This window comes from Flavobacterium sp. (genome assembly GCF_043760115.1).
GTDB lineage: Bacteria > Bacteroidota > Bacteroidia > Flavobacteriales > Flavobacteriaceae > Flavobacterium.
The window spans coordinates 17,782-28,600 of sequence record NZ_JAYUPK010000025.1; the positions used below are offsets into that span (position 1 = coordinate 17,782).

The following is a 10,819-nucleotide window of genomic DNA, read 5'->3' on the forward strand; positions in this document are numbered from 1 at the left end:
ATTGTAATTATTTTCCTTTGCTAGAAGCTTCAAGGTTTCTTTCAATAGTATGAGATGGTCTTGTCCATCTAGGTTTTTCTCCCAACGCTTGATATTCAGAATCTACAGCTTCAACAGTTTTAGGTTGCGAAACTTTAGTAAATGCTTTTTGAGGTTTTAATCCTAAAAGTTCAAACATTTTCATATCGTCTTCAACATCTGGATTAGGAGTTGTAAGCAATTTATCGCCAGCAAAAATAGAATTTGCTCCAGCAAAAAAGCACATTGCTTGTCCTTCTCTAGACATATTTGTTCTTCCTGCAGAAAGTCTAACTTGAGTATTTGGCATAACAATTCTAGTTGTAGCTACCATCCGTATCATTTCCCAAATTTCTACGGGTTTTTCGTCTTCCATTGGCGTTCCGTCAACGGCTACCAATGCATTTATTGGCACAGATTCTGGTTGTGGACTTAAAGATGAAAGTGCAACAAGCATTCCTGCTCTGTCTTCTATACTTTCTCCCATACCAATAATTCCGCCACTACAAACTGTTACATTTGTTTTTCTAACGTTTTCTATGGTTTCTAATCTGTCTTCAAATCCGCGAGTAGAAATAACTTCTTTATAATATTCTTCAGATGTATCTAAGTTGTGATTGTAAGCGTAAAGTCCAGCTTCTGCAAGTCTTTTTGCCTGATTTTCAGTAATCATACCAAGAGTACAACATACTTCCATATCAAGTTTATTAATAGTTCGCACCATTTCTAATACTTGATCAAACTCTGGTCCATCTTTTACATTTCTCCAAGCTGCGCCCATACAAACTCTTGATGATCCACTAGATTTTGCTCTCAATGCTTGTGCTTTTACTTGAGAAACACTCATTAAATCGTTGCCTTCAATGTCTGTATGATATCTTGCTGCTTGCGGACAATAACCACAATCTTCTGGACAACCACCAGTTTTTATAGATAATAATGTAGAAACTTGAACCACATTAGCATCATGATTTTCTCTGTGAATTGTAGCTGCTTCGTAGAGCAAATCCATTAAAGGTTTGTTATATATAGCTAAAATTTCGTCTTTTGTCCAAGTGTTTTTTGTAATGCTCATAAGTGCTTTTTATGTTGCTTCAAAAGTAGTTAATTACATTTGAAGTTAAAACAGAAATTTATTTAGATTTAAATTCTAATTAAAAGTTTATGCCTCGTCTCTAAATACATCTTTAGTTCTCCAATATTGCATATTAATAAATACTACCATAAATACTGATGCTATTCCTTCAATAAATAGCCCAAAACAATATTCAGCAAGTGTTGGATTTCCTCCAAAAAGAAAAGCTTCAGACAAATTATTAAGATAAGATATTCCACCTTTTATATAATAAACATATACTGCCAACCCAACAATTCCTAATCCAATACCAATTAATCCAGTCAATCCAGATGAAATTAAATTACTAAGATAAGCTGTTTTTCCTTCTTTTAAATTAGATTTAATAGTTCTGTTTAAACCATAAATAACAATTAAAACATTAAAAATTCTTAAAATATAATATTTAGATAATCCAAAAGCTTCCATTAATAGAAAGTAAATTCCAATTCCTAAAAAGATTAAAAAACCGTTTACAAATTCTTTAGATAATTTCATACTATATTGTTTTTGAGTTGTTAAAAGCGTATTTTCAAATTTAGGAATTAAATAGAAATAAATTTAAATTTTAACAAAAAATATATCTTGTTTAAGTTAAATCATTCAAATATGTTATAAATTATTTTAAATCAGACAAATACATTAAAGAATTATGTTTATCAATTTCAAGCTGTTTTTTTAAATCATCAATCGAATTAAATTTAACTTCGTCTCTCAATCTTTTTAAAACAGAAATAGTTAAATAAGCATCATATAAATTTTCGTCAAAATTAAAAAAGTGTACTTCTGTTGTTGTGTTTTCTCCAGAAACTGTTGGCCTGTTTCCAATATTCATCATTCCAAATATAATTTTATTATTGTAAAAAGAGCTTACAATATAAACACCATTTTTAGGAATTAACTTGTAATTTTCAATAACATTTATATTTGCAGTAGCAAAATTTATAGTTCTTCCCAATTGTTTTCCTTTTGTAACAGTTCCAGAAAAATAATAATTATAACCAAGGTAATTATTGGCAAGTTCTATGTTTCCATCTAGAATTGAATTTCTAATTTTGGTAGAACTTACAGCAATATCATTTAATTCTTGTGCAGATATTTGTTCTACTTCAAAATCATATTTTTCTCCATAAATAATTAAATCATCAATATTTGCGGTTCTATTTCTTCCAAATCTGTGATCGTGACCTATAATAATTTTTTTAATTTTAAGCTGATCTACTAATATAGTTTTCACAAATTCTTCTGCTGACAATTTAGAAAATTCTTCGTCAAACGGATGTATTATTAAATTATCTAAACCTAAATTCTCAAACAACTCAATTTTTTCATTTACAGTATTAAGCAATTTAATTTCAGTATTTTCTTGTAGAACCATTCTTGGATGTGGAAAAAAAGTTAACACCACACTTTCACAATCATGCATTTTAGAATTATGAATAATTTTTTCAAGAATTTTTTTATGACCAATATGCACACCATCAAAAGTACCAATGGTAACAATTGATTTTTTATAGGATTTATAGGTAGAAATTGAATTGAAAGTTTTCAAAGAAATTGAATTTTTAGATAATGCAAAATTAATATAAAGTAGCGCTATTTTGAATCAGATAGGATTCAAAATTAAAGATATTTACATTAAATGAAATTATAAAGTTAAATTTATATCCAATAATAAAATATAATTTGATAATTCTTCAATTTTACATCGAAAATAATGTTAAAAACCGTAAATAAAGCGCTAAAAATTTTACAATATTAAAAAAAAAAATAACTTTGTGAGCTATATCAAAAACCAACCAATGAAAAAACTTTTACTTTTATCAATTATACATTTTTTATTTTCAGATTTAAGTTTTTCTCAAATTAATAATTCTGTTAGTTCAATATCAGTTGCTCAAAACGATAGAAATTGGAAAAGTGTTGATAAAAATGAATTAATACCCAATAAAACAGTATCAAGAGAAAGTTTTCCATCAGATTTTATTGTTATGGAAACAAACTTCTCGAATTTAAAATCAAGTTTAACGCTATCACCAGAAAGATTAACTTCTTCAATATCTAATGTGGAAATTTCTTTGCCAAACGTAAACGGACAGATAGAACGTTTTCAAATGTTTGAAGCTTCTAATTTTGCTCCAGAATTACAAGCACAATTTCCAGAAATAAGAGCTTATGTAGGTGTTGGCGTTGATGATAGAAATGCTACATTAAGATTAAGTATAGATTCTAGAGGAATTCAAGCAATGATTTTTAGAGTAGGAAAAAGAAATGAATTTATAGAGCCATACACTTCAAATGCTAATGTGTATGTAATTTATGAATCTTCAAGAACTAAAGGAAGCTTGCCATTTACTTGTTCTACGATAGATACTTCTGTAGAAAAAGGATTAAAATCTGAAATAGCTTCAACACAATTGGCAAAATCTAGTACAGGAGAATTATTAAATTTTAGATTAGCAATGTCTTGTAACGGAGAATATACACAATATTTTGGTGGAACAATTGCTGGTGCTTTAGCAGGAATTAACGCAAGCATTACAAGGATTAATGGAGTATTTGAAAAAGATTTTGCTATTCATTTACAAATTATAGCAAATACTTCAACTGTAATATATACCAATGCAGCAACTGATCCTTACACAACAATGGGTAATTGGAATAATCAATTGCAAACAACTTTAACTAATATAATAGGTAATGCCAATTACGATGTTGGACATATGTTTGGAGCAACTGGCGGCGGCGGAAATGCTGGTTGTATAGGTTGCGTATGTGAAGCAGGAAAAGGAAGTGGAATAACCTCACCATCAGATGCAGTTCCTGCAGGAGATACATTTGATATAGATTATGTTGCACACGAATTAGGTCATCAATTTGGTGGAAATCATACTTTTTCAATGAATGTAGAAGGTTCTGGAGTTAATGTTGAACCTGGATCTGGATCAACGATTATGGGTTATGCTGGAATAACAAGTCAAGATGTTCAACCAAATTCTGATGATTACTTTGTTTATGCAAGTATAAAACAAGTTCAAGATAATATGGAAGGAAAAACTTGTCCAACAAGAACAGTTTTAACAAATGGTGCACCAGTTGTAAATGCAGGGTTGGATTATACAATTCCTAAAAGTACACCATTTGTATTAACAGGTTCTGCAATAGATCCAAACGGAAATCCATTAACTTATTGCTGGGAACAAAATGATACTGCAACAACACAAACTGGAGCAGCAAGCGCAGCTTCAGCAACAAAAGCTGGTGGTCCAAATTGGCGTTCTTATGATCCAGTTGCTTCTCCAATAAGATATTTTCCATTATTGGCAAGAGTAATTGCAAATCAATCAACAACACAAGGTACAGAAATAGCTGTAGAAGCATTAAGCTCTGTAGCTAGAACATTAAATTTTGTTTTAACTGCAAGAGATAACGTTGCAGGATTTGGTCAAACTGGTTCAGATGCAACAATAATCACAGTAAATGCAACGGCAGGACCATTTTTAGTAACTGTTCCAAATACTGCAGTTTCTTGGGTTGTTGGAAGTAATCAATCTGTAACTTGGAATGTTGCAGGAACAACTACTAATGGCGTAAATACAGCTTATGTAGATATTTATTTATCTACAGATGGCGGACTTATTTATCCTCTTTTACTAGCAAGTAAGGTTCCAAATGATGGAACAGAAACTATAACAGTTCCTAATAATGTAGGAACAACAAATAGAATAATGGTAAAAGGATACAGACATGTTTTTTACGATATTTCTAATGCAAATTTTTCTATTACTTTACCAACTTCAAGTTTTGGAATAGCTTTTAACGGAATTGCAGAAAGTCAAAATAAAGAAGCTTGTTCTGGAGGAACTTTTAATTTTAGTTTTCCATATACCACTTATGGAGGATTTTCTGGTGTTACTAATTTTACAGCTTCAGGATTACCATCAAGTGTTGTAGCCACTTTTACTCCAAATAGTACAAGCGTTAATGGAACTATAAATTTAGCAATAACAAATACAAATCTTGCCGCAACAGGAATTTATAATATAATAGTAACTGGAACATCTGGCGCAATTACAAAAACAGTTCCGTTTTATTTAAATTTATTTAATTCTAATTTTTCTTCTTTAAATTTAACTTCTCCATCAAATTTAGCTGCTGGTCAACCAACAAGTATAAATTTAACTTGGGCTGCAGATTCAAATGCAACCTTATATGATGTACAACTTGCAAGTGACAACACTTTTTCAACAATAATTAGTACAGCAACAGTAGCAACAACAACTTATACTGTAACAGGATTATTAGAAGTTACAGATTATTTTTGGAGAGTTCTACCTAAAAATGGTTCGTGTTCAGGAAATTACAGTACAACATATAAATTTACAACAGGTCAAACATCTTGTTCAGATTATTTTTCTACAAATGTTCCAATCGTAATTCCAGCAACAGCAAACGCAACTGTAAATTCAACCTTAAACATTTCAAGTTCTAATTTAGTTTCAGATATAAATGTAAATTTAGATTTGTCACATACTTATGTAAATGATTTAACTATAACTTTAATAAGTCCAGCAGGAACTCAAGTGCAATTGGTAGTAAATCCTTGCGCAGTGGCTCTACTTAATGACATAATTGTAACATTTGATGATGCAGGAACAAATTTAGTATGTGGTAATAATCCAGCAATATCTGGAGTTGTAATTCCATTACAATCGCTTTCTGCTTTTAATGGCGAATCTATTAACGGAGTTTGGACATTAAGAGTTTTAGATTCTTATAATGATGATGGAGGAGCAATTAATGCTTGGGGTTTAAATATATGTACAACTTTAAATCCTTTAAATATTATTGAAAACTCCATTCAAGATTTTGTAATTTATCCAAACCCTAATAATGGAAATTTTAATGTTAAGTTTAATTCAACTTCTAATAATGAAATTAAAATTGGAGTTTATGACATTAGAGGAAGAGAAATTTTTTCAAAATCATATTCTAATAAAACAGCATTCGATGAAAATTTACAACTAGACAATTTGCAATCAGGAGTTTATATTGTAAATGTTCAAGATGGAGAAAATAAAATGGTCAAAAAAATAATTATACAATAAATATAAATATAATAATTAAATTACATAATATGAAAAAAACTGCACTTTTTTTAACCTTGTTCACGCTTGTTTTTATAAATGGGTTTGCACAAAAAAATCTTTGGAAAGTCACTTCAGAAAATGAATTAAGACTTTTGCAAAAAATGGAACGTGGCACTATGCCAACTAATTTTAAATTATTTTCGTTAAATTTTAATGATTTAAAGAATGAATTGTCTTCTGTTCCTTCACAAAATTCAGAATCTTCTGTAATTATCAATTTTCCTGATGCTTATGGTAAATTAAATAATTACATTATTTATGAAGCACCAGTAATGGATATAGAATTGGCTAATAAGTTTCCAGATTTAAAATCTTATGTTGGTAAAGGAATAAACGATCCATCAGCATCAATACGTTTTAGTACGACTATGTTTGGATTGCACGCAATGTCTTTGTCTGGAAATTCAGGAACTTATTATATAGACACCTTCACTAAAAATTTAAACAATTATATTGTATACAATAGAAGTGATATTTCTAATGATAATTATTTTAATTGTATGGTTTCTAATGATGAAGTTGCTAATAAAGTTGAAGAAGTAGCAACATCTTTAGTAAACGATGGAATTTTTAGACAATATAGATTAGCAATGGCTTGTACTATAGAATACGCAGCATTTCATATAAATGCAGCTGGACAAAATGGCGGAACATTAGCTCAGAAAAAAGCAGCGGTTTTATCTGCCATGGTTGTAACTATGACAAGAGTTAATGGTTTGTATGAAAGAGATATGGCAATTAGAATGAATTTAATAGCCAATAATGATGCAATTATATTTGTAGATAGTGATAATTTTAGTAATGATGATTCAGGACTTTTAATAGACGAGAGTCAAGCTACAATAGATAGTATTATTGGATTAGCAAATTATGATATTGGTCATACAGTTAGTACTGGTGGTGGTGGTTTAGCGCAGCTTAATTCTCCTTGCACAGGTAGTAAAGCTCGTGGAATAACAGGTTCTCCAGCACCGGTTGGAGATCCTTTTGATATTGATTATGTTGCTCATGAAATGGGTCATCAATTTGGTGCAAGACATACATTTAATAATTCATGTAGTGGTAATGTATCTACAACAACATCAGCTGAACCAGGATCTGGAACTACAATAATGGCGTATGCAGGAATTTGTCCTCCAAATGTTCAAAATAATTCTGATGTGCATTTTCATGCTGTTAGTATTGGTCAAATGACAACTTTTGTTACAACAGGTGCAGGTGGAACTTGTGATCAAGCAACCTTAAATGGAAATAACGCTCCTGTTGTAAATGCTGGTTTAGATTATACAATTCCAAAAGGAACTCCTTTTATTTTAAAGCCACTTTCTGTAACAGATGCTAACAATGATGCCTTAACCTATTGTTGGGAACAAACAGATATTCAAGTATCAACACAACCTCCAGCACAAACAGCAACTAATGGTCCAAATTTTAGATCATTGCCACCAACTTCTGCTCAAGAAAGATACATGCCAGTTTTATCAAGTGTTTTAGCAAATAATTTAGCGCCAACTTGGGAAGTTATTTCAACTGTTGGAAGAACATTTAACTTTGCATTGACTGTTAGAGATAACAGAACTCCAAATGGAGGACAAACTAATAGAGATAATATGATTGTTACAGTTAGCGGAACAACTGGACCATTTGATGTAACATCACAAAATGCTACAGGTATTACATGGAATACAGGAGAAAGTAAAACTATTACATGGGCTGTAAATAACGCAAATACTTTACCTGGGTCAGCTAATGTAGATATTCTACTTTCTACAGATGGTGGACTAACTTTTCCGACTACTTTAGCTTCTAATGTACTTAATGATGGTTCTGAAACAATAACAGTTCCAAATGTACCTGCTTCACAAACATGTAGAGTTATGGTTAAACCAACCGGAAATATTTATTATGATGTTAATACTACAAATTTCTTTATTGGCTACACAATAACTAATACCTGTAATACTTATTCATTTACAACTCCATTTGCTATTCCAGATGGGTCAAATACATTCACAATAAGATCGATTGCTGTTCCAGCGGTTTCTGGTACAATTAGTGATGTAAATATTACATTGAATGTTACACATGGTAATTTGCAAAATATTACTGCTGCATTTGTAAGACCAAGTGGAGCTTTACAAAATTTATTTCTACAACAATGCGCAGGAAATGCTAATATGAATGTAATTTTTGATGCTCAAGGATCGGTATTTACTTGTGCAAGCCCTACTCAAGGTACATATATTCCTCCAACAGGTATTAATTTAAATTCTTTAAATGGTGGAACGCAACAAGGCAATTGGCAATTTGGATTCAAAGACACGGTAGTAGGTACAGCCGGAACTGTAAATTCTATTAATTTAGAAATTTGCAATCAAGTTGTTACTTTATTAGCAAATGATAACTTTACTTTTGAGAACTTATCTGTATATCCTAATCCTAATGATGGAACATTTAATGTACAATTCAATTCTAGTACTAATGATAAAATTGCAATTGGAGTTTATGATATGAGAGGAAGAGAAATTTTCAATAAATCATACCAAAATAATGGTTTGTTTAACGAAACACTTCAACTTAAAGATATTCAATCTGGAATGTATTTAATTACTATTTTAGATGGAGATAGAAAAATAACTAAGAAAATTATCGTAGAATAATTAGTATATTATTTAAACAAAAAGTTCCAAATCTTGAATAGATTTGGAACTTTTTTATTTTACAGAAACCTGTACTGTATTGTATAATTGTGGAACTTGGGTTACTTTAAAATTTAAATCAATTGTGTAAGTTTCTTCAATCTGATCTAGTTTTAAATTTCCACTAGTTACTTTGTAATATCCTGTTTGTCCACGACAGAAACATAATCTTCCAAAAAGCATTTTGGTTTTTTGTAAATCTAAATCTTTTAGATTTAATGATTTAGTTTCATTATTTATTTCAAATACTATTTCTTCTCTATGTTGACCATCTTGTAAATCTTTAGGTACATTTTTATTGTATTGGTATCTAATTACAGAAGTAGTTGAGTTGTCTATCAATGTAAAGTAAATACTGCCAATATCATCTGTTTTTATGTCTAACGATTTGTTTCTTAAAATTTCAATGGTGCATATTCCATTTGGTGGACATTCTGAAATGATACTTTGCATTGGTAGTATGTTTTGTTTAGAAACTAATTCTTTTTTACAATTACAAAAAGTAAACAGAAATATAAATGGTAAAAATAGTAGTCTTTTCATAATATATAAATTTAGATTTTTAGTTTAGTAAATTACATATTTTTAAGTTCAAAAACTCCCAAGTATTTATTAAGCAAAATAACTTCTTCTTCTGTTATTAATCCTTCCTGACGATAGGATACAATTACATCAATAACAAAATCATATTCAAAATCATTATTAATTTTTTTAAGTTTGAGTATTTTTTTTAATTTATTTGTTCTTTTATTTGGTAGTCCTTCTTCTTTAATCCTTCTCCAAAATTCTTCAATATTTTCACCAGCACCTTCTTGAAATCTTGTAAAAACTTCCTTTTCGAGATATTTTAAACTTCTTAAATTACGATATTTAGGTTCAGGATTTTTAATCAAAAATAAACGTTCAAAACAACAATTTAGGGTATGATTAAAAGATACATTATCCCATTCTTTTGGTGGGAATCGTTTTAAAGATTCAATTGCAATCTCGGCAGCTTTAATTAAATTTTGACTAACATCAATATATTTTTTACTATCCACTTTTACTTTTTTAAAAATAAATTCTTATTAGTTTTTTAAATATATTATTTACCATTAAATGTATTCATTGTGGTATCTAATCCTGCCAATGCAAATGAAGTAATTATTTGTGATGCTAACTCTAATCGTTCTTGTAATTTAGATTTTTCATCCTCGTTCCATTCGCCTAGAACATAATCTATTTGTTTGCCTTTTTTAAATTCATCACTTATTCCAAATCTAAATCTTGGATATTCTGACGAATTTAATAGTAATTGTATATTTTTTAAACCATTGTGTCCGCCATCTGTTCCTCTTGGTTTTATTCTAATGGTTCCAAATGATAGATTTAAATCGTCTGTAATTACTAGTACATTTTCTGTTTCAATCTTTTCTTTTTCCATCCAATACTTTAGTGCTTTTCCACTAAGGTTCATATATGTATTGGGTTTTAATAGAATAATGTTTCGTCCTTTAATTTTAAATTCTGCAACATCACCCAATTTTGCTGTTTGAAATGTTATGTTTTCTTTATTGGCAAAGTAATTTAATATTTTAAAGCCAATATTATGGCGTGTGTTTACATATTCTAAACCAATATTTCCTAAACCTACAACTAAGAATTTCTTCATTGGAACTTCGTCTTTTTCTGTTTTATTTTTAAATAATGTGTTTAACCAACTTGTATGCCATTTTGGAATATTCATTTTGTAAATGTAAGAATTAGTTTTTAAAATTAGAATTTTATAAAAATGATAACTCTTTTAACCCTGATAGTAATGAAAATCCTTTGGTTGCGGTTTTCGCGTAGCGAAAACC

Annotated in this window: 8 protein-coding genes; 2 read left to right on the forward strand and 6 right to left on the reverse strand. The window is 29.7% G+C overall.

What is annotated here, in order from left to right; translation table 11 throughout:
- Positions 1-7: 7 nt before the first annotated feature.
- The 3 genes from bioB to ACH2BC_RS02200 form a co-directional block, all read right to left on the reverse strand.
- Positions 8-1,093, reverse strand: a complete 1,086-nt coding sequence (gene bioB / locus ACH2BC_RS02190; protein ID WP_395052347.1) for a biotin synthase BioB — start codon at positions 1,091-1,093, stop codon at positions 8-10.
- Positions 1,094-1,180: 87 nt separating this feature from the next.
- Positions 1,181-1,630 carry a hypothetical protein gene (locus tag ACH2BC_RS02195; RefSeq protein ID WP_395052348.1) on the reverse strand — a complete coding sequence of 150 codons (450 nt, stop codon included), beginning with the start codon at positions 1,628-1,630 and terminating at the stop codon, positions 1,181-1,183.
- A 121-nt stretch (positions 1,631-1,751) separates the two neighbouring features.
- Complete coding sequence (locus ACH2BC_RS02200) at positions 1,752-2,684, reverse strand: bifunctional riboflavin kinase/FAD synthetase (protein WP_395052349.1); 933 nt, start codon at positions 2,682-2,684, stop codon at positions 1,752-1,754.
- A 250-nt stretch (positions 2,685-2,934) separates the two neighbouring features.
- Here ACH2BC_RS02200 and ACH2BC_RS02205 point away from each other — a divergent pair, with 250 nt between their 5' ends.
- Both ACH2BC_RS02205 and ACH2BC_RS02210 read left to right on the forward strand, forming a co-directional pair.
- Positions 2,935-6,240 carry a reprolysin-like metallopeptidase gene (locus ACH2BC_RS02205; RefSeq protein WP_395052350.1) on the forward strand — a complete coding sequence of 1,102 codons (3,306 nt, stop codon included), beginning with the start codon at positions 2,935-2,937 and terminating at the stop codon, positions 6,238-6,240.
- Positions 6,241-6,269: 29 nt separating this feature from the next.
- The gene (locus tag ACH2BC_RS02210; protein WP_395052351.1) at positions 6,270-8,942 is read left to right on the forward strand and encodes a reprolysin-like metallopeptidase; all 2,673 of its coding nucleotides are present in this window, start codon (positions 6,270-6,272) and stop codon (positions 8,940-8,942) included.
- A 54-nt stretch (positions 8,943-8,996) separates the two neighbouring features.
- On the opposite strand, the gene ACH2BC_RS02215 is transcribed toward ACH2BC_RS02210, so the two are convergent.
- From ACH2BC_RS02215 to pth, 3 genes are read right to left on the reverse strand one after another with little or no spacing between them, the layout of a single operon-like run.
- Positions 8,997-9,524 carry a hypothetical protein gene (locus ACH2BC_RS02215; protein WP_395052352.1) on the reverse strand — a complete coding sequence of 176 codons (528 nt, stop codon included), beginning with the start codon at positions 9,522-9,524 and terminating at the stop codon, positions 8,997-8,999.
- Between the two features lie 32 nt (positions 9,525-9,556).
- A complete protein-coding gene (locus tag ACH2BC_RS02220) occupies positions 9,557-10,021 on the reverse strand; it encodes a hypothetical protein (RefSeq protein ID WP_395052353.1) in 465 nt (154 codons plus the stop codon).
- A gap of 44 nt (positions 10,022-10,065) precedes the next feature.
- A complete protein-coding gene (pth, locus tag ACH2BC_RS02225) occupies positions 10,066-10,707 on the reverse strand; it encodes an aminoacyl-tRNA hydrolase (protein ID WP_395052354.1) in 642 nt (213 codons plus the stop codon).
- Positions 10,708-10,819: the final 112 nt, after the last annotated feature.